This window comes from Pseudomonas sp. LB3P31 (genome assembly GCF_054897945.1).
This window is the reverse complement of sequence record NZ_CM142710.1, coordinates 5,491,045-5,514,751: the sequence shown is the minus strand read 5'-3', so window position 1 is coordinate 5,514,751 and position 23,707 is coordinate 5,491,045. Positions and strand designations below refer to the sequence as shown.

The window sequence follows — 23,707 nt, the reverse complement described above, 5'->3', positions numbered from 1 at the left end:
GCAGGTGCCCATGCACTTCGCCGTTAACGATATCTGCAGGAGCAGGAATATTATGGCTAAACCTCCAATCAAGATTAAAATACCTGCCGCTGATACATCCGGAACAATTCCAAGGCCTGGATCGGAAGGTATTCAACCGCCAGGTGGCCAGGGTACTGTCAACCTCCCTGACGTTAATTTGCCAGGCACAGATAGAACTCCCGGCACAACTGCTTCGAAAGGGACGCCTGACAACAATTCGCCAGTAGACCCGGTAGTCGTTGTTACGGATCACCCGGTGGTTGCGCGTTCGACCCCAGAACTCCCTGAAGATACTCGTCTCTTCGATCCAGCCATGGACGGGGAACTGACCTTTGCCGGCAAACCCGGTATCTTGCGCAGCACCACAGGCACGCTTTTTGCGCGACTTGAGCACATTGGGGATGTAGCAATACAGATTAACTCCAACGGACAATATGAAATTTCGACTGCGACACAACATCGCATGGTGCTGGAGCAGATAGAAGACAAACCACTCTGGAGGAGGAAAATATCCCGTCCTGACTCACTAAGTAGGGGCGAACCGGTTTCAGGTTCCGATCAACCCTTACCCCTCGATAGACTTTTCATTCCCATTCCATCCGCCAAGCGTTTAACCGCGCCCGACGTCGACGGATTTCGCCGAGACATACACGGGCGAAGATACGTCTATCTGGAAAACAGCCGCACCGTCATGGTCGTGCCCATCGACGGCGGGAAATTCCAGGCAACGCTCGCCAGTGTATTGACCCCAACCGGGCCCATTCTTGAACGAGTTGGACTTACTGCAGTGTGGCGAATCGAGCAAGATGGACCGGGACCAAGCAAGCGCCCGCGTATCGAAGAACCCGACGACTTACTACCTGTGCCTCTGGAACCGGCAACAGTATGGAACGGCAGGTGGCAGCCAAATAGAGAAGCAATTCAGCCTTTCGCGTTGCGACATTCCAGGCACGCCGCAAAATTCAGGTGGGATAGCATGTCCTGGACTTCCCTCAACCCGTTGTACCCATTTACTGCCGGGCGGGGTCAGCGCAAAGATTATATAAGTCTGCTCGCACAAGGTCCTGCCACATTGAAAGCCGAACCCAGCGCTGCCAACATCAAACAGAGAGTAGAAGCATTCACACAATGGGGCCTGAAAATTGATCTGCATGCGCTACGCTTTTTCAGGGTGCCCGGCCAGGTTTCTACCGAAGTACTGGACATAAATGGCGGACTGATAGGAGACCTTATCAACAGAAAAAAAAATGGCCAGCCTGCTATTCAACGCATCATAGAACCCATGGCTGGATCAGGCTTTTATAGCAATTACGCCAGAGCTGTCGGCTTCGAAGGACACCTCATCATAAATGATATTAATCCATTGTTCGCCTGGACTCAAAAAGAAATAATCCGCCAGCCCGACAAGGTAAATCTCTATATAAACGATATCAAGAACGATCTGATCGAGCTAGCCAGCCAGTACAATATTGAACTCGACCGTCGCGCTTTATCCTTAAAACTAGCCAGCCCCCAAGCCAGCAAGGAATATGTCAAATCCGAGAACGTCAAAAATTTCCGTGACGCAGTAAGAAATTATTTCAACGAAGTGGTTGATGTCGTCGTTGAAGTGAAAGACGGACATATCGCCATCAGCCACCCGGCTCCTGAGCGACCTTCAGTTATCGTCAGAGCGCAGGGCGACCGGATAATTGTCAGCTCTCCCCCAGACTCTGATAACGGAAAAGCATTTCTCGCCGCAGTCGTTTATATCGCCCAACACAACACTTCACGCAACTTCGGCATAATTGAAATAAGACAGCTGATCAATGGCGCTTATAGCCTGAACTTTCCCATCGCCATGATGATGACGGAAGGACCAATAGTAAAGCTATTTAAAAGTGGGTTACTCAACAACGGCCACATCAACTTCGTCAGCTACCTGCACACCAACGCCAAACAGCCGACTCAAATCTTGAATGAAGACGGCTGGCACTTGCTGGATACGCTTCGCGACACTGACAGTGAGACGAACAACAAAGGCGACTTGATTATATTAAGTGGTCACTTCAGCGATACGTATCTGGCCGAGCCGGACTTCTTCAAAAAAATCACCGAGCATGTCGTTCCACTTAGCGAAAAAGGTGCAAGTGTCATAATCACCAACTCTTACTCTCAGTATAAAGAGACTTCATATAGCACCCTCGGATTCTACACCTTCAAAAAAACCAGGGACGGTAACGATAAAGCCATGGGAGATTATCTGCTGGCACTCAACGGGCACGCCATGCAGGCAGCTCTGGACGCAACACCATAAAAAAAGCCCGCAGTGTGAGCGGGCGAAAGACCAAAGAAGCTATATGCGCAGTTGCTTCCAGGTTACGGCAGCTGCTTGGGGGCTCAGCTGCCGCGATACGTGGAATAGCTGTAAGGCGAAATCAGCAGCGGCACGTGGTAGTGATCCTGTTCTGCAGAGATGCCGAACCGCAGCACTACCACATCCAGGAATGCCGGCTCCGGCAGCTGCACGCCACGGGCGCGGTAGTAATCGCCTGCATGAAACTGCACCTGGTAAACCCCGGTACGGTAGTCATCGCCTTGCAGCAGCGGTGCATCGACACGGCCGTCGCTGTTGGTTATCGCGCTGGCGACCAATTCCAGCTGCGAACCTTCAACGCGGTACAGCTCGACCTTGATCGAGCTGCCCGGGCAACCGTGTGCTGCGTCCAAAACGTGAGTAGTCAAACGTCCCATTGATTCTGCGCGCCCGCCTGCTTTTAGCAGTCAAGCCTCGCGCCTCCCGAAGTCAGTTGAAAAGGAGACCGCACCGGTTCGGGGCACGAAACGCTGCGGCGAGGAACTGATTAAGACACTTTTCAAAAAAATTGTACACAATAAAAACGACATTTTTCGTATCGTTCCCGCCAACCGGCGATTCACGTCGCAACACCCTCCTGTGCAGACGTGTAGAGGACCTTCCATCCATTAGCTGACCAATCAGGCAGGTTTCTTGCACTACCACGTGCAGATGACAGCGGGTGAAAAATGCGAAAATTCAGACTTACAATGTGCGCTTAAAGTTGTATACAATCACTCCATCGCTGTGACGCCAGCCTGAGATTGCACAGCCAGGCCGCCACACAAACTGTCAACGAACAAGAAGGAAGACTGCAGTGAGCGCTGACTACCCACGCGACCTGGTCGGTTACGGCAGTAACCCTCCACACCCACACTGGCCGGGCAACGCCCGTATCGCCTTGTCCTTCGTACTCAATTACGAGGAAGGTGGCGAGCGCAACATCCTGCATGGCGATAAAGAGTCTGAAGCCTTCCTCTCGGAAATGGTCTCGGCGCAGCCGCTGCAAGGCGCGCGCAACATGAGCATGGAGTCGCTCTACGAGTACGGCAGCCGTGCCGGCGTGTGGCGGATCCTGAAACTGTTCAAGGAATTCGACATTCCACTGACCATCTTCGCCGTGGCCATGGCTGCCCAGCGCCACCCGGACGTGATCCGCGCCATGGTCGATGCCGGCCACGAGATCTGCAGCCACGGCTATCGCTGGATCGACTACCAATACATGGATGAAGCCGAGGAACGCGAGCACATGCTCGAAGCGATCCGCGTGCTGACCGAAATCACCGGTGAACGCCCGCTGGGCTGGTACACCGGCCGCACCGGCCCGAATACCCGGCGCCTGGTGATGGAAGAAGGCGGTTTCCTCTACGACTGCGACACCTACGACGACGACCTGCCCTACTGGGAGCCGAACAACCCGACCGGCAAGCCGCACCTGGTGATCCCGTACACCCTGGACACCAATGACATGCGCTTCACCCAGGTCCAGGGTTTCAACAAGGGCGACGATTTCTTCGAATACCTCAAGGACGCCTTCGATGTGCTGTACGCCGAAGGTGCCGAGGCCCCGAAAATGCTGTCGATCGGCCTGCACTGCCGCCTGATCGGCCGTCCGGCGCGTCTGGCCTCGCTCAAGCGCTTTATCGAATACGCTAAAAGTCATGAACTGGTGTGGTTCAGCCGTCGCGTCGACATCGCTCGCCACTGGCACGAAACCCACCCGTACCAGGGGGCCGCCAAATGAGCACCTTTCAAACCCTCAAGCCATCGACCCTGAGCCGCGACGCCTTCGTCAACGCCTTCGCCGACATCTACGAACACTCGCCATGGGTGGCCGAAAAGGCCTTCGACCTGGGCCAGGACGCTTCGATCGACCAGATCGAAACCCTGCACCAGCGCATGAGCGACATCCTGTTGAGCGCCGATCACGCCAGCCAGCTGGCACTGATCAACGCTCACCCGGACCTGGCCGGCAAAGCTGCCGTCCAGGGCCAGTTGACCGAAGCCAGCACCAATGAACAGGCTGGCGCCGGTATTCACCAATGCACGGCCGAAGAGTTTTCTCGCTTCACCGAGCTGAATGACGCCTATAAGGCCAAGTTCAAGTTTCCCTTCATCATGGCGGTAAAAGGCAGCAACCGGCATCAGATCCTCGCGGCGTTCGAAACGCGCATCAACAACTCGGTCGACACCGAATTCAAATGCGCGCTGGCGGAAATCAACAAGATCGCCCTGTTCCGATTACTGACCCTATAAGCGCGCCTGGCTCTGGTGTTTTCAAACGCAAATAGCACCCAGAGCCTTGCAAGCATCCCAAGCCAACTTATTAAAGGCAGACAAGAAGAATGAAAGCTTACGCCGTACCTTTCGAGAAGTTCGTCAACCTGGCCGACGCCCGCCTGGGCACCAAAATCATCTCGGTCACCGATGACTGGTTCGCCGACGCCAACCGTCTGTTCCAGCCGACCCCGGCCGTATGGAAGGAGGGCGTGTTCGATGACAACGGCAAGTGGATGGACGGCTGGGAGTCGCGCCGCAAGCGCTTCGAAGGCTACGACAGCGCTGTGATCCGCCTGGGCGTACCGGGTTCGATCAAGGGTGTGGACATCGACACTTCATTCTTCACCGGCAACTTCCCGCCGTCGGCCTCCCTGGAAGCCTGTTTCCTGGCCTCGGGCGAGCCGGACGAAAATACCCAATGGACTGAAGTGCTGTCGGCCGTCGAGCTGCAGGGCAACAGCCATCATTTCCATGAAATCAACAACGACCAGTCGTTCAGCCACCTGCGCTTCAACATCTACCCGGATGGCGGCGTGGCCCGTCTGCGCGTGTATGGCATTCCGTTCCGCGACTGGTCGGCGATTGGCGACAACGAACAGGTTGACCTGGCTGCAGCCCTCAACGGCGGCCGCGCCCTCGCCTGCTCCGACGAACACTTCGGTCGCATGAGCAACATCCTCAACCCGGGCCGTGGCATTAACATGGGCGACGGCTGGGAAACTGCACGTCGTCGTACGCCGGGCAATGACTGGGTGATCGTCGCGCTGGGCCACCCTGGCGAGATCGAGAAAATCATCGTCGACACCCTGCACTTCAAGGGCAACTACCCGGACACCTGCTCCATCCAGGGCGCGTTCGTGAAGGGTGGTACTGACAGCCAGATCGAAACCCAGTCGCTGTTCTGGCGCGACCTGTTGCCGGCGCAGAAGCTGGAAATGCACGCCGAACACACCTTCGCCGAGCAGATCAAGGCGCTGGGCCCGATCACCCACATCCGCCTGAACGTATTCCCGGATGGTGGTGTGAGCCGCCTGCGCGTTTTGGGCAAGGTAGCGAAGTAATGCTGAGACCGTAGGAGCTGCCGCAGGCTGCGATCTTTTGATCTTGATCTTAAATGCAAAATCAAAAGATCGCAGGCTTCGCCAGCTCCTACAGGGAATGCAGTGAATCGAACATAATTTGAAGACAAGAAGAACAGCATGCGCACACTGACGATTGAACCGCTGACCAAAGAAGCCTTCGCCCCTTTCGGTGACGTCATTGAAACCGATGGCAGCGATCACTTCATGATCAACAACGGTTCAACCATGCGCTTCCATAAACTGGCGACGGTGGAAACCGCCAAGCCAGAGGACAATGCGATCATCAGCATCTTCCGCGCCGATGCGCAGGACATGCCCCTGACCGTTTGCATGCTGGAGCGCCATCCGCTGGGCAGCCAGGCTTTCATTCCGCTGCTCGGCAACCCTTTTCTGATCGTGGTCGCGCCAGTTGGCGATGAACCTGTATCAGGCTTGGTCCGCGCCTTCGTCACCAACGGCAGGCAGGGCATTAATTACCATCGCGGCGTTTGGCACCATCCGGTGCTGACGATCGAAAAGCGGGATGACTTCCTGGTGGTTGATCGCAGTGGCACAGGCAATAACTGCGATGAGCATTTTTTCAAAGAGGATGAGCGTTTGATCCTTGCCCCCCACCAATAAGAGAAGGTCTGATCACTCGACAACAGAGTGACAGGCGAGAGGTAAAGACTGTGGAAGCACATCTGTATGAATGGCTGAACCTGAGCGTGCGCTGGGTTCACATGATCACTGGCGTGGCCTGGATCGGCGCGTCGTTCTATTTCGTCTGGCTGGAAAACAACCTCAATCGGGTCAATCCGAAAAGCGGTCTGGCGGGCGATCTGTGGGCGATCCACGGCGGCGGTATCTACCACCTGGAAAAATACAAACTGGCTCCACCGACCATGCCGGACAACCTGCACTGGTTCAAGTGGGAAGCCTACTTCACCTGGTTGTCGGGGATCGCGCTGCTGTGCGTGGTGTTCTACTCCAACCCGACGCTCTACCTGCTGGCTCCCGGCAGCAGCCTGACCGGCCCTGAAGGGGTCGCACTGGGCATTGCCTCGCTGTTCGTCGGCTGGTTCGTCTATTCCTTTCTCTGCGACTCGGCCCTGGGCAAACGCCCTGCCCTGCTGGGTTTCATCCTGTTCGTGCTGATCATTGGCGCCGCCTACGGCTTCAGCAAAGTGTTCAGCGGTCGTGGTGCTTACCTGCACGTCGGCGCGATCATCGGCACCATCATGGTCGGCAACGTGTTCCGCATCATCATGCCGGCGCAACGCGCACTGGTAGCGGCAATTGCGGAGAACCGCACGCCCGATCCGGCACTGCCGGCCAAAGGCCTGTTGCGTTCGCGACACAACAACTACTTCACCTTGCCGGTGCTGTTCATCATGATCAGCAACCACTTTCCAAGCACCTACGGCAGCCAGTACAACTGGCTGATCCTGGCCGGGATCGCGGTGCTGGCGGTGTTGGTGCGTCACTACTTCAACACCCGTCACGACAGCCACAAGTTTGCCTGGACACTGCCGGTGGCGGCGGTGGGCATGATTTGCCTGGCCTATGTGACTGGCCCGAAACCGATGTCCAGCGCGCCTGAAGTCGCCAAGGCAGCTAACGCCATCGAGTACCAGCCGCTGCCGGAAACCGCCCTGGGCGGCGACAAGAAGCCGGCCGAGGTTGCACCGGCGGCTGCTCCTGAAACAGCACCAGCCCAGGCATCGAATGCCGGCCCGGGTTTTGACAAGGTGCACAACGTGATTCAGGAACGCTGCACCGTCTGCCACTCCGCCAAGCCAACCAGCCCGTTGTTCAGCGCAGCCCCGGCGGGCGTGATGTTCGACACCCCCGACCAGATCCGCCAGAACGCCCCGCGTATTCAGGCGCAAGCGGTCACCAGCCAGATCATGCCACTGGGCAACATCACCCAGATGACCCAGCAGGAGCGTGACCTGATTGGCGCGTGGATTGTGCAGGGAGCATCCACCAATTAACCGCTAAAAGCATCGCGGGCAAGCCTTGCTCCCACAGGATTCACTGGAACCCTGTGGGAGCAAGGCTTGCCCGCGAATGCGTCGGGTCAGTCAACAGATATGTTGAATGTAATGGCCCTTTCGCGAGCAAGCCCGCTCCCACAGGTTTGCCAGATGCACAAAATCACAAGAATAAAAAAGATCCGAGGTGTTGCATGTCCGAGCTATCCGAAGCGCGCATCCCCGACGCACCCGCTATTCAGCGCTTGCCCCTGTTGCAACTGATCCTGGTCGGGCTGCAACACGTTCTGCTGATGTACGGTGGCGCCATTGCGGTGCCGCTGATCATCGGACAGGCCGCTGGCCTGAGTCGTGAAGAAATCGCCTTCCTGATCAACGCCGACCTGCTGGTCGCCGGGATCGCCACCATCGTGCAATCCCTGGGCATCGGCCCGATGGGCATTCGCATGCCGGTGATGATGGGCGCCAGTTTCGCTGCAGTCGGTAGCATGGTGGCCATGGCAGGCATGCCTGGCATCGGCCTGCAAGGCATCTTTGGCGCGACCATTGCCGCCGGGTTCTTCGGCATGATCATCGCCCCGTTCATGTCCAGGGTTGTACGCTTCTTCCCGCCCCTGGTGACCGGCACGGTCATCACCTCCATTGGTTTGTCGCTGTTCCCCGTTGCCGTGAACTGGGCTGGCGGCGGCGCTGGCGCCACGCAATTCGGCTCACCGATCTACCTGGGCATCGCTGCCCTGGTGCTGGGCACCATCTTGCTGGTGCATCGCTTCATGCGCGGTTTCTGGGTGAACATTTCGGTACTGATCGGCATGTGCCTGGGCTACGTGATCTGCGGGCTGATCGGCATGGTCGACCTCAGTGGCATGGCGCAGGCGCCGTGGGTACAGATCGTCACTCCACTGCACTTCGGCATGCCGAAATTTGAACTCGCGCCAATCCTGTCGATGTGCCTGGTGGTGGTGATCATCTTCGTCGAGTCCACCGGGATGTTCCTCGCCCTGGGCAAGATCACCGGCCAGGAAGTTTGCCCGCGGATGCTGCGGCGCGGCCTGCTGTGCGACGCCGGTGCTTCGTTCTTCGCCGGTTTCTTCAACACGTTCACCCACTCCTCGTTCGCCCAGAACATCGGCCTGGTGCAGATGACCGGCGTGCGCTGCCGCTCGGTAACCATCGTCGCCGGCGGCTTGCTGATCCTACTGAGCCTGCTGCCAAAAGCGGCTTTCCTGGTGGCGTCGATTCCACCGGCCGTGTTGGGCGGTGCAGCCATTGCGATGTTCGGCATGGTCGCGGCGACCGGGATCAAGATTCTTCAGGAAGCGGACATTGGTGACCGACGCAACCAGTTGCTGGTGGCGGTGAGCATCGGCATGGGTTTGATCCCGGTGGTGCGCCCGGAGTTTTTCGCCCACCTGCCCTTGTGGATGAGCCCGATCACCCACAGCGGCATCGCCATGGCGACCTTGAGTGCGCTGTCGCTGAACCTGCTGTTCAACATCCTGGGCGGCAAGGAACGCGCCGCGATCAACGACTGCCACGCGCACTAACAGGCGAATACGCGCCCACCCCCCTGTGGGAGTGAGCCTGCTCGCGATGACGTTATCAGGCTCAACGCTTCATTGACTGATGCACCGCCATCGCGAGCAGGCTCACTCCTACAGGGTTGGTAACCCTGCGCCTTGAACAATAAAAACAAGAGGGAGCAACAGATGTTTAGGACTCAGACAAACCTGCTGTTGAGCGGCGGTCTTCTCGCCGCCAGCCAAGCCATGGCCGGCGATCTGCTGCTGTGGCAAACCAACAGCCTCAGCTATCTGTACGGCAAGAATTTCGCGATCAACCCGTCGATCCAGCAGACGGTGACGTTCGAGCATGCCGACAAATGGAAATACGGCGACAATTTCCTGTTCGTCGACAAGATTTTCTATAACGGCAAGGAAGACCGCAACAAGGGCCCCCACGCCTTCTACGGCGAATTCAGCCCGCGTTTTTCCTTCGGCAAGATCTTTGACCAGCGCCTGGAATACGGCCCGATCAAAGACGTTCTGCTGGCCATGACCTACGAGTACGGCGAAGGCGACAGCGAGGCCTACCTGATTGGTCCGGGCTTCGACCTTGCGGTACCGGGCTTCAACTATTTCACCCTGAATTTCTATCGCCGCCAGACCGAAGGCCCACGCCCCGGTGATGGCGTCTGGCAAATCACCCCCGCCTGGTCCTACAGCATCCCCCTGGGCAATTCCAACCTGTTGTTCGACGGCTACCTGGACTGGGTGGTGGATAACGACCAGAACTCCCGCGGCACCTACCACGCCAACCTGCACATCAATCCACAGCTCAAATATGACTTGGGCAAGGCCATGGGCTGGCGCGAGAAGCAGGTCTATGTCGGCACTGAATACAGCTACTGGAAGAACAAGTATGGGGTCGAAAACAGCTCGAACCTGGACACCAACCAGAACACCGCCAGCCTGCTGGTGAAGGTGCACTTCTAAGATGACCCGCAACTGTGCGCCTGCCCTGTCGTCGGTGCGCCGTTGCGGGGCACTTGAGCCTTGGCCCGGGAGTCAGTATTCTCCGCGGCCGCCCGAATCTGGTCTAAAAAAAAGCCCGGATTTAATTCCTGACCGAAAAGCCAACTTATCCCGGCGCCGGCCAGTTTCAAGGCATTCCAAAAACCCTCTCAATCGACTGCTCCTGAGCCGCCGAACGGGAGTTTTTGTGCTTTTTGAAAGCCTTGGCTCAGCTCTTGCTAACAGCACTAAAGCTGACCGAATGGATGAATTTTGCAGCGACAGAATAAGGCGCCACACCAGAGCGCCGTTCTAGACAAAAAAAACGTGGAACACCTACTTTTTGGGAGCAACCGAATGAAACGTACGTGCACTAGCCTGATGCTTGCCGGATCCTTGCTGGTTGGGGGCCAAGCGCTGGCCGGCGACTTGTTGCAGTGGCAGGACAACAGCCTGTCCTACCTGTATGGCAAGGAATTCAAGGTCAACCCGGCGATCCAGCAGACCGTCACCTTCGAACACGCCGATGGCTGGAAGTATGGGGATAACTTCTTCTTCATCGACAAGATCTTCTACAACGGTGACAAGGATTTCAACAACGGTCCGAACACCTACTATGGCGAGTTCCAGCCGCGCATTTCCTTAGGGAAGGTGCTGGACCAGAAGATCGAGTTCGGTCCGATCAAGGACGTGCTGCTGGCGATGACCTACGAGTTTGGCGAAGGTGACACCGAGTCCTACCTGGTCGGCCCAGGCTTTGACCTGGCGATCCCCGGCTTCGACTACTTCCAGCTGAACTTCTACCAGCGCCACACCGAAGGCTCGCGCGCCGGTGACAACGTCTGGCAGGTCACGCCGGTTTGGTCCTACACCATCCCTGTCGGCGATTCGAGCATCCTGATCGACGGTTACATGGACTGGGTGATGGACAACGACTCGAACTCCAAGGGCGACTACCACGCCAACCTGCACTTCAACCCGCAGGTTAAATATGACCTGGGCAAGGCGCTGAATTTCGGCGCCAAGCAGTTGTATGTGGGTGTTGAGTACGACTACTGGAAAGATAAGTACGGGATTGATGACACCAACGCGTTTACCACCAATCAGAACGTGACGAGCTTCCTGGTGAAGGTGCACTTCTAATCAGGCGATAAACTTGAGGCCGCCATCGCGGGCAAGCCTTGCTCCCACAGGTTCTGGGGTGTTCATGAAATGTGTGAACACCACAAACCTGTGGGAGCAGGTTCTGGGGTGTTCATGAAATATGTGAACACCACAAAACCTGTGGGAGCAAGGCTTGCCCGCGATGGACGCGCCGCCGATCTCAATCTTTCAACCCCAGAAACCGACACAACTCCCCCCGCTTGGCCAACGCATCCCGCCGCCCCAGGTCGATCAATTCGCTGCAATACCCCGCCTCGAACAGCAGATAACTCAACACCCCCGCCCCACTCGTCTTGGTCGCTCCCGGACCGCGCAAGAACAGGCGCAGCGCCGCCGGCAATTCCTGGCGATGGCGCGCGGCAATCTCGTCGATCGGCTGGCTCGGGGAAATCACCAGCACATCCACCGGAGCTACCCCCAGGGCACGGGTCGGTGTCCCATCGGGTAGCAGATGACTGAACTGGTTCAAGCGCTGCAGCAATTCGATATCGCTTTCCAGGCTGTCAATGAACGTGCTGTTGAGCATGTGCCCGCCGATCTGCGCCAAGGTCGGCTGCTGGCCGGTGTAGGCGCGTTGCAGCGGTTGCTCGGGGTCGACGCCACGCGGATTGCCGCTGACGCCCACTACCAGTACGCGGCTGGCGCCCAGGTGCAGGGCCGGGCTGATCGGTGCCGATTGGCGGACTGCGCCGTCGCCGAAATACTCTTCGCCGATTTTCACTGGCGCGAACAGCAGCGGAATGGCGGAGCTGGCGAGCAGGTGTTCGACAGTTAACTGCGTCGGCACGCCGATCCTTCGATGACGCAACCATGAGTCGATGGTGCCGCCGCCCTGGTAGAACGTCACCGCCTGACCGGATTCATAACCGAACGCGGTGACCGCGACGGCCTGCAACTGTTTCTGCGCAATGGCTTCAGCGATCCCGGACAACTGCAGTTTGTCATCAAGCAGCCCGCGCAACGGCGAGCTGTTGAGCAAGGCCACCGGCACCTGGGCACCAATCCCGAGCAGGCTGTGCCCGACAAAGCGGCTGGCCTGTTGGATCACGCCCGGCCAATCGCTGCGCAGCACCAGGCGACTGCGAAAGCCTTGCCAGAAAGTGGTAAGGCGTTCGATGGCACCACGAAAATCCATCGCGCCACTGGCCAGGCTAACTGCATTGATCGCCCCCGCCGACGTACCGACGATCACCGGGAATGGATTGCTCGCGCCCTCCGGCAGCAGCTCGGCGATCGCCGCCAGCACCCCCACCTGATAGGCCGCCCGGGCCCCGCCGCCGGAGAGAATCAAGCCTGTAACCGGTTCAGCAGGACTCATCGCAACGCTCCAGGGTGCCGATTATTTTCAACCGCGTTTGGCGTACAGCTTGGGTTCGCCGGGTGGCCGGCTCTTGAAGCGACGATGCGCCCACAGGTATTGCTCCGGACAGTCGCGCAACACACCTTCGACCCATTGATTGATGCGAAGGCAATCGGCTTCCTCGGACTCGCCCGGAAATCCTTCGAGCGGCGGGTGGATCACCAGACGATAGCCGCTGCCGTCCGCCAGCCGCTCCTGGGTGAACGGTACCACCAGCGCCTTGCCCAGCCGCGCAAACTTGCTGGTGGCGGTCACGGTGGCCGCCTGGATGCCAAACAGCGGCACAAAGATGCTCTGCTTGGCGCCGTAGTCCTGATCCGGCGCATACCAGATCGCGCGCCCGGCACGCAGCAGCTTGAGCATGCCGCGTACGTCGTCACGCTCCACCGCCAGGGAATCGAGGTTGTGGCGCTCGCGACCCAGGCGCTGGATATAGTCGAACAGCGGGTTCTTGTGTTCGCGGTACATGCCGTCGATGGTGTGCTGCTGGCCCAGTAAGGCCGCGCCAATCTCCAGCGTAGTGAAATGCACCGCCATGAGGATCACGCCCTTGCCTTCGCGCTGGGCTTTTTGCAGATGCTCCAGACCTTCGACATGCGCCAGCTGGGCCAGGCGCTCGCGGGACCACCACCAGCTCATGGCCATTTCAAAAAAGGCGATGCCGGTGGAAGCGAAATTTTCCTTGAGCAGGCGTTTGCGCTCGGCGGCGGATTTTTCCGGGAAACACAGTTCAAGATTGCGCTTGGCGATGCGCCGTCTGTCGCCGGCCAGGCGATACATTGCCGCGCCCAACAGCCGACCGATGAACAGCAACGCCGGATAAGGCAGCTGGACAATCAGCCACAACAGCCCCAGGCCACACCACAGCGGCCAGAAACGCGGGGAAAGAAATGCTCTTCGAAAACGCGGGCGATCCATTAAAGGTTCCGTCAAGACAATGGCCGCGCATTCTACATCGTTAGACCCGGCTTGCGGCCCGCGGGCGTTCTCGTTATAAGTCTCGGCACTTTTAGTGACAAGTCGTTGTATGCCGACCATGAGCCAAACCGAACCGCTAGACAAAGATCCCGTGTTCCAGTTGAAGGGCAGCATGCTCGCCATTACGGTGTTGGAGCTGGCCCGTAACGACCTCGAGAACCTCGATCGACAACTGGCCGCCAAGGTCGCCCAGGCGCCTAACTTCTTCAGCAACGCGCCCCTGGTGCTGGCCCTGGACAAACTTCCACCGGGCGAAGGCGCCGTCGATTTGCCGGGCCTGATGCGCGTGTGCCGCCAGCATGGCCTGCGCACCCTGGCGATCCGCGCCAGCCGCATCGAAGACATCGCCGCCGCCATCGCGGTCGATCTGCCGGTGCTGCCGCCGTCCGGCGCCCGTGAGCGGGCACTGGACCCGAATGAAGGCGTGGTGGTGAAAAAACCGGAAAAACCACCGGAGCCGACGATCAAGCCGACCAAAATCATCACCTCACCGGTGCGCGGTGGCCAGCAGATCTACGCCCAGGGCTGTGATCTGGTGGTGATTTCCTCTGTCAGCCCGGGGGCGGAACTTCTCGCCGATGGCAACATCCATGTATACGGCCCGATGCGCGGTCGCGTGCTCGCCGGGGTCAAAGGCGACACCAAGGCCAGGATTTTCTGTCAGCAGATGAGCGCTGAACTGGTCTCGATTGCAGGCCACTACAAGGTTTCGGAGGATCTGCGGCGCGACCCTTTATGGGGTTCGGGCGTCCAGGTCAGCCTGTCGGGCGATGTGTTGAACATCATTCGTCTTTAACGGATACTGCCGCATTTTCCAAGCATCTCTAAAACGTAGCGAAAACGGCTTGAACGAAGTGGGGAAATGGCCAAAAAACAGTGTTTACCGAAGGTAAACGCCGTTCAGGGCCGGATTCCAGCCAAGGCTGTCCGACTGCAGTAGTTTTCCAGAGATGTTTTTTCAGGGGCTAAATGTCCTTTTTCCTTAGGGGTGAAACACCTTGGCCAAGATTCTCGTGGTTACATCCGGCAAGGGTGGTGTGGGTAAGACCACCACCAGTGCCGCTATCGGTACCGGCCTCGCACTGCGCGGCCACAAGACAGTGATCGTCGACTTCGACGTGGGCCTGCGTAACCTCGACCTGATCATGGGTTGCGAGCGCCGCGTGGTGTATGACTTCGTCAACGTCGTCAACGGCGAGGCCAACCTGCAGCAGGCCCTGATCAAAGACAAACGCCTGGAAAACCTGTACGTACTGGCCGCCAGCCAGACCCGCGACAAAGACGCGCTGACCGTCGAAGGCGTGGAAAAAGTCCTGATGGCGCTGAAGGAAGACTTCGAATTCGTGGTCTGCGACTCCCCGGCCGGCATCGAGAAAGGCGCTCACCTGGCGATGTACTTCGCTGATGAAGCGATCATCGTGACCAACCCGGAAGTCTCCTCGGTACGTGACTCGGACCGCATGCTGGGCCTGCTGGCCAGCAAATCGCGCCGCGCTGAGAAGGGCGAGGATCCGATCAAGGAACACCTGCTGCTGACCCGCTACAACCCGCAACGGGTGAACGACGGTGAAATGCTCGGCGTCGAAGACGTCAAGGAAATCCTGTCTGTCACGCTGCTGGGCGTGATTCCGGAATCCCAGGCTGTACTCAAGGCCTCCAACTCGGGTGTACCCGTGATTCTCGACGACCAGAGCGATGCCGGTCAGGCATACAGCGATGCAGTCGATCGTCTGCTGGGCAAAACCGTGGAGCATCGTTTTCTCGATGTCACGAAGAAGGGATTCTTCGAGCGCCTGTTTGGAGGTAGGTAATGAACATTTTTGACTTCTTTCGAGCCAACAAGAAGCCAAGCACAGCCTCGGTAGCGAAAGAGCGTCTACAGATCATCGTGGCGCATGAACGCGGCCAACGCAGTACACCGGACTACCTGCCAGCCTTGCAGAAGGAACTGGTGGAGGTGATCCGCAAGTACGTCAATATCGGGTCCGATGACGTGCATGTCGCTCTGGAGAACCAGGGCAGCTGCTCGATTCTGGAACTCAATATCACCCTGCCTGATCGCTGAGTCGATCCGGCTGGAGCCACGGCGGCTCAGGCCCTTGAAGCCTTTGTAGGAGCTGCCGCAGGCTGCGATCTTTTGATCTTGTTTTTTAAAGCCAGATCAACAGATCGCAGCCTGCGGCAGCTCCTACATTGGACACTGAGGGCCTGAGTCGCCGTTGGCGTTTGTTACGAGGCTGTTTTAATGCCGTTGTCCAATATCCAGATCATTCACCAGGACGCCGGCGTCCTGGTGGTGAACAAACCGACCTTGCTGCTCTCCGTCCCTGGCCGGGCCGATGACAACAAGGACTGCCTGATCACCCGCCTGCAGGAAAATGGCTATCCCGAGGCGCGGATCGTCCACCGTCTGGATTGGGAGACGTCCGGCATCATCCTGCTGGCCCGCGACCCCGACACTCATCGTGAGTTGTCCCGGCAGTTTCACGACCGCGAAACCGAAAAAGCCTACACCGCACTCTGCTGGGGCCAACCGGAACTGGACAGTGGCAGCATCGACCTGCCCCTGCGCTACGACCCACCGACCAAACCCAGACATGTGGTGGATCATGAATTCGGCAAAAATGCGCTGACCTTCTGGCGGGTGCTGGAACGGTGTGGCGACTGGTGCCGGGTCGAACTGACACCGATCACCGGGCGCTCCCACCAGCTGCGCGTGCACATGCTCTCCATCGGCCACCCGCTGCTGGGTGACGGGCTGTATGCCCACGAACAGGCGCTGGCCGCCTGGCCGAGGCTGTGCCTGCATGCAAGCATGCTGAGCTTCACCCATCCGCAAACCGGTGAACGGTTGCGGTTTGAGTGTACCGCCCCGTTTTAGGCAGTTGCCCAACACCGCCAATCGCGGGCAAGCCTTGCTCCCAAAGGCCTGTGCGGATCGCACAAGCTCCGAACAACTGAAAACTGTGGGAGCAAGGCTTGCCCGCGATGGCGGTCCGTCAGTCGACATCAACGCTAGCCACCAGTCCGCCTTTCCGAGCAATCCTGCTCCCACAGGTATCCGGCCCGTAGGCACAATCGCGGCCCAATACGTTAAACTGGCGCCACTGCTGTCTGGAGCTTTTTATGCGCGAAGAGTTGAACCAAGGCCTGATCGACTTTCTCAAGGCCTCCCCTACCCCCTTTCATGCCACTGCCAGCCTTGTACAGCGCCTGGAAGCGGCGGGCTATCAGCGCCTTGACGAGCGCGATGCCTGGATCACCGAGCCGAACGGTCGCTACTACGTCACCCGTAACGACTCTTCGATCGTCGCGATCAAGATGGGCCGTCATTCGCCGCTCAATAGCGGCATTCGCCTGGTGGGCGCCCACACCGACAGCCCGTGCCTGCGCGTCAAGCCGCAGCCGGAGCTGCAGCGTCAGGGTTTCTGGCAGCTGGGCGTCGAAGTCTACGGCGGCGCTTTGCTCGCGCCCTGGTTCGACCGCGATCTGTCACTGGCCGGCCGCGTGACGTTCCGCCGCGACGGCAAGGTCGAAAGTCAGCTGATCGATTTCAAGCAGCCGATTGCCACCATTCCCAACCTGGCCATTCACCTTAATCGTGAGGCCAACATGGGCTGGGCGATCAATGCCCAGACCGAACTGCCGCCGATCCTCGCGCAGTTTGCCGGTGACGAGCGCGTGGACTTCCGCGCGGTGCTGACCAACCAGCTGGCCCTGGAACATGGCTTGAACGCCGATGTGGTGCTCGACTACGAGCTGAGCTTCTACGACACCCAGAGCGCAGCGATCATCGGCCTGCACGGCGATTTCATTGCCGGCGCGCGCCTGGACAACCTGCTGTCGTGCTACGCCGGCCTGCAGGCGCTGCTCACCACCGAGACCGACGAAACCTGCGTGCTGGTGGCCAACGATCACGAAGAAGTCGGCTCCTGCTCGGCCTGCGGCGCCGATGGCCCGATGCTTGAGCAAACCCTGCGCCGCTTGCTGCCGGAGGGTGACGAGTTCGTGCGCACCATCCAGAAGTCCCTGCTGGTGTCGGCCGACAACGCCCATGGCGTGCACCCCAACTACGCGGACAAACACGATGCCAACCACGGCCCGAAACTCAACGCCGGCCCGGTAATCAAGGTCAACAGCAACCAGCGCTACGCCACCAACAGCGAAACCGCCGGGTTCTTCCGCCATCTGTGCATGGCTGAAGAAGTTCCAGTGCAAAGCTTCGTGGTGCGCAGCGACATGGGTTGCGGCTCGACCATCGGCCCGATCACCGCCAGCCACCTGGGCGTGCGCACCGTGGACATCGGCCTGCCGACGTTCGCCATGCACTCGATCCGCGAGCTGTGCGGCAGCCATGACCTGGCCCACCTGGTCAAAGTGCTGGGCGCGTTCTACGCCAGTCACGAGTTGCCATAAAACCACGTAACCCTTTTCTGACAAGGCTTCGCCATGATCACAATGCAATCCTTCCACGCCATGCTGATCCCGATCCTCACTGGCATGATCCTGCTGGCCATCGGCTTCAATTTCCGCGACAAGAATGCCGGTGTGTTCGCGATGTGGATCGGCATGCTGACGATCCTCGCCACCGTGGTGTTCAAGATCCTCGCCAAACTCAACGAATAAATACCCGCCCCGGCTCGCATTGATTTTGGCGGGCTCGTACACTCGGTCAATCTGTTCTCCGCAAGGTTGACCGCCTAGTGTTTGCTCGTTTGTTTGTCCTGCCGTATTTCCTCCTCGTCTGCCTCATGACGCTGCTGCCGCTGGCACCTGCCCAGGCGGTCGGTTTGCCGGGCCTGCTCAATGGCTCGGCGAAACCCCAGCCGGAGGCGCAAGAACCTCTAGGGCAGTCCCTGGACGAAGTGATCAAGTCGCTGGAGAACGATCAGCAGCGCAGCAAATTGCTGGCCGACCTGAAAAAACTTCGCGATGCCACCAAGCAGGCCCAGCCCGCTGCGGAACAGGGCGTACTCGGACTGATTGGCGGCACGCTGGCCAGTTTCGAGAAGCAGTTCTCCGGTGCCGACAGCCCGATCACTCGCTGGTCTGAAGAGTACGACCTGGCCAAGGAAGAGCTGCAGGCCTTGATCCTGCCGGCCAACGAATGGCTGCCGATCATCTTTGCCTTTGCCATGATCCTGATGGTCTGGAGCCTGCTCGCCGCCGTGCTGATCTGGCTCGGCCACAGGGTGCGCATGCGCTTCGGCCTGACCGAAGAGCTGCCCCAGCACCCCAAGGCGCTGGACATGTTGCGTTTCGCCCTGCGCAAACTTGGGCCCTGGCTGATCGCCCTGGTCATGACCGTCTACATGACCTACGCCCTGCCCTCGTCCCTGGGCAAAAGCCTGGCCATGGTCCTGGCCTATGCACTGGTGGTCGGCACCTTATTCTCGGCGATCTGCGTCATCGCCTTTTCCGTCCTCGACGGCCCGCACCGGCACCGCGCCTTGTACATCCTGCGCCACCAGGCCTTCCGGCCATTGTGGCTGATCGGCAGCTTTGCCGCGTTCGGTGAAGCGCTGAGCGACCCGCGCCTAGTCGAAAGCCTGGGCAGCCACCTGGCGCACACCGCCGCGACGATTGCCAATGTCCTGGCAGCACTGTCCACTGGACTGTTCATCCTGCGGTTCCGCCGGCCTATCGCGCATTTGATTCGCAATCAGCCACTGTCACGCCGCCTGACCCGTCGTGCGCTCAGCGACAGTATCGATATCCTCGGCACCTTCTGGTACGTGCCGGCGCTGGTACTGGTGGCGATCTCGCTGTTCGCCACTTTCGTCTCCGCTGGTGATACCAGCACCGCCTTGCGCCAGTCGCTGATCTGCACCGTGCTGCTGGTGTTGTGCATGGTCATCAATGGCCTGGTGCGGCGCCACTCGCTTAAGCCGCAACGCGGGGTGAAGCGCCATGCCCTGTATTCGGATCGCCTGAAAAGCTTCTTCTACACCTTGGCCCACCTGGTGGTCTGGCTGGTATTCATCGATCTTGGCCTGCGTGTGTGGGGCATGTCGCTGATTGCCTTCACCGAGGGTGAAGGGCACGAAGTCAGCGTCAAACTGTTCAGCCTCGCCGGGACGCTGATTTTTGCCTGGCTGATCTGGATTCTCAGCGACACCGCCGTGCATCACGCCCTCACCCGCTCGCGCAAAGGCCTGGCGAATGCCCGCGCGCAGACGATGATGCCACTGATTCGCAACGTGCTGTTCGTGGCGATCTTCATCGTTGCGCTGATCGTCGCCCTGGCGAACATGGGCATGAACGTCACGCCGCTGCTGGCGGGTGCCGGCGTCATCGGCCTGGCCATCGGTTTTGGTGCGCAATCGCTGGTCGCCGACCTGATCACCGGCTTGTTCATCATCATCGAGGACTCCCTGGCCATCGATGACTACGTGGACGTCGGCGGGCACCTGGGCACCGTCGAGGGCCTGACCATCCGCACGGTGCGCCTGCGCGACATCGACGGCATCGTCCACACGATCCCGTTCAGTGAAATCAAGAGCATCAAGAACTACTCCCGGGAGTTCGGCTACGCGATTTTCCGGGTGGCCGTGCCGTCCAGCATGGACATCGACGAAGCGATCAAACTGATGCGCGACGTCGGCCAGAAAATTCGCACCGACCCGCTGCAGCGACGCAATATCTGGTCACCGCTGGAGATCCAGGGCGTCGAAAGTTTCGAGTCGGGCAACGCGATCCTGCGCGCCCGGTTCAAGACGGCTCCGATCAAGCAGTGGGAAGTGTCCCGGGCGTTCAACCTGTCGCTGAAGCGGCACCTGGATGAGGCCGGGCTGGATCTGGCGACGCCGCGGATGAGTGTGCAGGTGGTCACGGCGGGTGGCGGCCCGATAGTGCAAACGACCTCGAATCCTGACTAACCGCAACCGTAGGAGCTGCCGCAGGCTGCGATCTTTTGATCTTGATCTTGTGCAATTAAAGATCAAAAGATCGCAGCCTGCGGCAGCTCCTACAGTGGGTTCGAGCAGCGGCAGCGGGCACGTATTCACGGACAAAAAAATCCCCGAACCAGTCGGGGATTTTTTATGTTCGATCAATCAACCCAAGGGCGGATCAATCTTCGCGATAGCGACGCAGCTTCAACTGCTTGCCCGCAACGCGAGTGTCCTTCAGCTTGGTCAGGAGTTTTTCCAGACCATCTTCCGGCAGCTCAACAAGGCTGAAGCTGTCACGCACCTGGATGCGACCGATGGCTTCACGAGCCAGACCGCCTTCATTCAGGATAGCGCCCAACAGGTTCTTGGCAGCGATACCATCACGCGCGCCCAGCGCGGTACGGCAGCGAGCACGGCCTTCGGCCAATGGAACCGGAGCACGACGCTCACGATCACCACGGTCCGGACGATCACCGGTACGCTCTGGACGATCGCCACGCGGTGCGTTGTTCGGCACCAGTGGACGTTCTTTCTCGATTGCAGCCAGGGTCAACGCCTGAGCGTTGGTTGCCTTGCGCAGCAGAGCAGCAGCCAGTGCACGCGGAGTGCAACCGATGTCTGCGGTCAGGCGATCGAGCAGATCACCGTGGGTCGATTCGGCATCAGCTACCAGAGGCGACAGGCTGTTGGTCAACTTCTTGATGCGAGCATCGAGAACAGCTTGTGCGTCCGGCAGGCGAACTTCGGCAACCTTCTGACCAGTTACACGCTCGATCACTTGCAGCATGCGGCGCTCACGCGGAGTCACCAGCAACAGCGCACGACCTTCGCGACCGGCACGGCCAGTACGGCCGATACGGTGAACGTAGGACTCTGGATCGTACGGCATGTCAACGTTGAACACGTGAGTGATGCGCGGAACGTCCAGGCCACGAGCGGCAACGTCGGTCGCCACAACGATGTCCAGACGACCATCCTTGAGGGAGTCGATGACGCGCTCACGTTGGTTCTGGGCAATGTCACCGTTCAGCGCAGCGGCTTTGTAGCCTTTGGCTTCCAGGGCGCTGGCCAGGTCCAGGGTCGCTTGCTTGGTGCGCACGAACATGATCAGGGCGTCGAAGTCTTCGACTTCCAGCAGGCTCAATACAGCCGAGGTCTTCTGGTCAGCGTGAACCAACAGGTGAGCCTGTTCGATCGCGGTAACGGTCTGAGTCTTGGTCTGGATCTTCACGTGTTGCGGATCGCGCAGATGGCGTTCAGCAATGGCACGGATCGACTGTGGCAGGGTAGCCGAGAACAGTACGGTCTGACGGGTAGCTGGCAGAGACTTGAAGATAACTTCGAGGTCGTCCATGAAACCCAGTTTGAGCATTTCGTCCGCTTCGTCGAGAACCAGGTGGTTCACGGTCGACAGGACTTTTTCGTCACGACGCAGGTGGTCGCACAGACGGCCCGGAGTGGCGACAACGATCTGTGCGCCATTACGGATTGCTTTCAGTTGTGGGCCCATAGGCGCGCCGCCGTAAACGGCCACAACGGTAACGCCCGGCATTTGCTTGGCGTAGGTTTCGAAAGCGGTTGCTACTTGCAGCGCCAACTCACGGGTTGGCGCCAGGATCAGGGCTTGCGGTTCGCGCTTTGCAGGATCGATGCAATGGAGAATTGGCAGTGCGAACGCGGCGGTTTTACCCGTACCGGTTTGCGCCTGACCGATCATGTCCTGGCCGGCCATGATGATCGGGATCGATTGCTGCTGAATAGCCGAAGGCTCTTCGTAGCCAGTCGCGATGACGGCTGCAAGAATGTTCGGATTAAGATTAAAAGCGGCGAATCCGCCGGTTTCCTGGGTCATGGGTCTGCCTCTAAGTGCATCCGCAAAGACCCATGCTCCAAAGCTGCGCATGCCGTGTAAGACTCTAGAGTCGCCCTGGCAGCTTTGTCGGCGGGGATTTGCGAAAACGAATGAATGAAAAAGATTCGTCAAGGGAGAGTCCGCTGTGCGGACATGCAGCCGAAGCTGACTTCGGGGAATTGCGCTACCTAAACGCGGCCCGGTTAAAGGCCGGCGCGCACTATACCGGAATTCGGCCGAAAAGGGAGCATTATTTGTCGGAAAACTGACGTATACACCGTTGTGTCACAGCCTTTGCGGATAATCCAGACAGGGTCTATTTTTCAAAGGCCCGGCCCTGCTGGGGATGGCGCTAAAACGGTTCATCTTGCCGAACCGCGCCTGCGCTCCCGGATATCTTGTCCCGCCCCTTCCCGTTCGAGGAATTGCTCCATGAATCAGCCCTGCACCCGTCGAGTCAGCCGCGAACGCCAAGGTCATGTGTTGCTGATCGGCCTGGACCGGGTGGCCAAGCGCAATGCGTTCGATCTCGACTTATTGAACGAACTGAGTCTGGCCTATGGTGAGTTCGAAGCCGACGGTGAAGCGCGAGTGGCAGTGGTGTTCGGCCATGGCGAGCATTTCACCGCCGGGCTTGATCTGGTCAGCGCCAGCGCCGCCCTGGCTGAAGGCTGGCAGGTGCCACCTGGCGGATGCGATCCCTGGGGCATATTGGCCGGTCCGCGAGTGACCAAACCGGTGATCGTTGCCGCCCAGGGCTACTGCCTGACCATCGGCATCGAGCTGATGCTGGCCGCCGACATCAACCTGTGCGCCAGCAACACCCGCTTTGCCCAGAAAGAAGTGCAGCGCGGGATCTTCCCCTTCGGCGGCGCCACCCTGCGCCTGCACCAGGTGGCGGGCTGGGGTAATGCGATGCGCTGGTTGCTGACAGGCGATGAGTTTGATGCCCATGAAGCGTTGAAGCTGGGGTTGGTTCAGGAAGTCATGGCCAGTGAGGATTTACTGCCGCGGGCACTGGAGTTGGCTGAACGAATCGCCCGGCAGGCGCCGCTTGGGGTGCAGGCGACATTGTTGTCGGCACGGCAGGCCCGGTATGAAGGGGAAACGGTGGCGGCGCAGGGGTTGGCGCCGCTGGTGAAGAAGTTGCTGGGGAGTGAGGATGCCAAAGAGGGGGTGCGGTCGATGATCGAGAAGCGGCCCGGCATTTTCAAAGGGTTGTAAATTGGTGTTGGTTTCAAGGGCCTCTTCGC

The 23,707-nt window shown here is 59.0% G+C and carries 21 protein-coding genes; 17 read left to right on the top strand and 4 right to left on the bottom strand.

Annotated elements, in window-relative coordinates:
* Positions 1-52: 52 nt before the first annotated feature.
* Positions 53-2,317, top strand: a complete 2,265-nt coding sequence (locus tag ACYZTK_RS25085; protein WP_462012280.1) for a hypothetical protein — start codon at positions 53-55, stop codon at positions 2,315-2,317.
* A gap of 83 nt (positions 2,318-2,400) precedes the next feature.
* Here ACYZTK_RS25085 and uraH read toward each other — a convergent pair whose 3' ends face one another.
* Entirely contained in the window at positions 2,401-2,754 is a 354-nt protein-coding gene (gene uraH / locus ACYZTK_RS25080; protein ID WP_008031462.1) for a hydroxyisourate hydrolase, read from the bottom strand.
* A 419-nt stretch (positions 2,755-3,173) separates the two neighbouring features.
* Between uraH and puuE the strand changes: the two genes are divergently transcribed.
* The 8 genes from puuE to ACYZTK_RS25040 all read left to right on the top strand — a co-directional run bounded on the left by puuE (position 3,174) and on the right by ACYZTK_RS25040 (position 11,350).
* Complete coding sequence (puuE, locus tag ACYZTK_RS25075) at positions 3,174-4,100, top strand: allantoinase PuuE (RefSeq protein WP_462012279.1); 927 nt, start codon at positions 3,174-3,176, stop codon at positions 4,098-4,100.
* The gene (gene uraD / locus ACYZTK_RS25070) at positions 4,097-4,612 is read left to right on the top strand and encodes a 2-oxo-4-hydroxy-4-carboxy-5-ureidoimidazoline decarboxylase (protein WP_462012278.1); all 516 of its coding nucleotides are present in this window, start codon (positions 4,097-4,099) and stop codon (positions 4,610-4,612) included. The genes puuE and uraD overlap by 4 nt, the downstream gene beginning before the upstream one ends.
* An 89-nt stretch (positions 4,613-4,701) precedes the next feature.
* Positions 4,702-5,697 carry an allantoicase gene (gene alc, locus ACYZTK_RS25065; protein ID WP_462012277.1) on the top strand — a complete coding sequence of 332 codons (996 nt, stop codon included), beginning with the start codon at positions 4,702-4,704 and terminating at the stop codon, positions 5,695-5,697.
* Between the two features lie 138 nt (positions 5,698-5,835).
* A complete protein-coding gene (locus tag ACYZTK_RS25060) occupies positions 5,836-6,339 on the top strand; it encodes an ureidoglycolate lyase (protein ID WP_162437492.1) in 504 nt (167 codons plus the stop codon).
* Positions 6,340-6,389: 50 nt separating this feature from the next.
* On the top strand, positions 6,390-7,694 hold the full coding sequence (locus tag ACYZTK_RS25055) for a urate hydroxylase PuuD (RefSeq protein ID WP_462012276.1): 1,305 nt from the start codon (positions 6,390-6,392) through the stop codon (positions 7,692-7,694).
* 194 nt (positions 7,695-7,888) lie between these two features.
* Positions 7,889-9,241 carry a nucleobase:cation symporter-2 family protein gene (locus tag ACYZTK_RS25050; RefSeq protein ID WP_462012275.1) on the top strand — a complete coding sequence of 451 codons (1,353 nt, stop codon included), beginning with the start codon at positions 7,889-7,891 and terminating at the stop codon, positions 9,239-9,241.
* 162 nt (positions 9,242-9,403) lie between these two features.
* Positions 9,404-10,189: an outer membrane protein OmpK gene (locus ACYZTK_RS25045; protein ID WP_462012274.1), complete on the top strand. Its 786-nt coding sequence runs from the start codon at positions 9,404-9,406 to the stop codon at positions 10,187-10,189.
* A gap of 375 nt (positions 10,190-10,564) precedes the next feature.
* Positions 10,565-11,350, top strand: a complete 786-nt coding sequence (locus tag ACYZTK_RS25040) for an outer membrane protein OmpK (protein WP_462012273.1) — start codon at positions 10,565-10,567, stop codon at positions 11,348-11,350.
* Positions 11,351-11,531: 181 nt separating this feature from the next.
* Here ACYZTK_RS25040 and ACYZTK_RS25035 read toward each other — a convergent pair whose 3' ends face one another.
* Both ACYZTK_RS25035 and ACYZTK_RS25030 read right to left on the bottom strand, forming a co-directional pair.
* Complete coding sequence (locus tag ACYZTK_RS25035) at positions 11,532-12,689, bottom strand: patatin-like phospholipase family protein (protein ID WP_462012272.1); 1,158 nt, start codon at positions 12,687-12,689, stop codon at positions 11,532-11,534.
* 27 nt (positions 12,690-12,716) lie between these two features.
* Positions 12,717-13,649, bottom strand: coding sequence for a lipid A biosynthesis lauroyl acyltransferase (locus ACYZTK_RS25030; protein ID WP_462012271.1), 933 nt, complete (start codon positions 13,647-13,649; stop codon positions 12,717-12,719).
* Between the two features lie 118 nt (positions 13,650-13,767).
* Between ACYZTK_RS25030 and minC the strand changes: the two genes are divergently transcribed.
* The 7 genes from minC (at position 13,768) to ACYZTK_RS24995 (ending at position 20,587) form a co-directional block, all read left to right on the top strand.
* The gene (gene minC, locus ACYZTK_RS25025; RefSeq protein ID WP_045060241.1) at positions 13,768-14,505 is read left to right on the top strand and encodes a septum site-determining protein MinC; all 738 of its coding nucleotides are present in this window, start codon (positions 13,768-13,770) and stop codon (positions 14,503-14,505) included.
* A 202-nt stretch (positions 14,506-14,707) separates the two neighbouring features.
* The gene (gene minD / locus ACYZTK_RS25020) at positions 14,708-15,520 is read left to right on the top strand and encodes a septum site-determining protein MinD (RefSeq protein WP_045060222.1); all 813 of its coding nucleotides are present in this window, start codon (positions 14,708-14,710) and stop codon (positions 15,518-15,520) included.
* A complete protein-coding gene (minE, locus tag ACYZTK_RS25015) occupies positions 15,520-15,774 on the top strand; it encodes a cell division topological specificity factor MinE (protein WP_007944431.1) in 255 nt (84 codons plus the stop codon). The genes minD and minE overlap by 1 nt, the downstream gene beginning before the upstream one ends.
* 180 nt (positions 15,775-15,954) lie before the next feature.
* Positions 15,955-16,590 (top strand): RluA family pseudouridine synthase, encoded by a 636-nt coding sequence (locus ACYZTK_RS25010; RefSeq protein WP_462012270.1) that lies wholly within the window; start codon positions 15,955-15,957, stop codon positions 16,588-16,590.
* Between the two features lie 245 nt (positions 16,591-16,835).
* Complete coding sequence (locus ACYZTK_RS25005; RefSeq protein ID WP_462012269.1) at positions 16,836-18,125, top strand: M18 family aminopeptidase; 1,290 nt, start codon at positions 16,836-16,838, stop codon at positions 18,123-18,125.
* A gap of 33 nt (positions 18,126-18,158) precedes the next feature.
* Positions 18,159-18,335: a hypothetical protein gene (locus ACYZTK_RS25000; RefSeq protein WP_462012268.1), complete on the top strand. Its 177-nt coding sequence runs from the start codon at positions 18,159-18,161 to the stop codon at positions 18,333-18,335.
* 77 nt (positions 18,336-18,412) lie between these two features.
* A complete protein-coding gene (locus ACYZTK_RS24995) occupies positions 18,413-20,587 on the top strand; it encodes a mechanosensitive ion channel domain-containing protein (RefSeq protein ID WP_462012267.1) in 2,175 nt (724 codons plus the stop codon).
* 193 nt (positions 20,588-20,780) lie between these two features.
* On the opposite strand, the gene ACYZTK_RS24990 is transcribed toward ACYZTK_RS24995, so the two are convergent.
* A complete protein-coding gene (locus ACYZTK_RS24990; RefSeq protein ID WP_045060217.1) occupies positions 20,781-22,454 on the bottom strand; it encodes a DEAD/DEAH box helicase in 1,674 nt (557 codons plus the stop codon).
* 432 nt (positions 22,455-22,886) lie between these two features.
* Between ACYZTK_RS24990 and ACYZTK_RS24985 the strand changes: the two genes are divergently transcribed.
* Positions 22,887-23,678 carry a crotonase/enoyl-CoA hydratase family protein gene (locus ACYZTK_RS24985; RefSeq protein WP_462012266.1) on the top strand — a complete coding sequence of 264 codons (792 nt, stop codon included), beginning with the start codon at positions 22,887-22,889 and terminating at the stop codon, positions 23,676-23,678.
* Positions 23,679-23,707 lie beyond the last annotated feature (29 nt).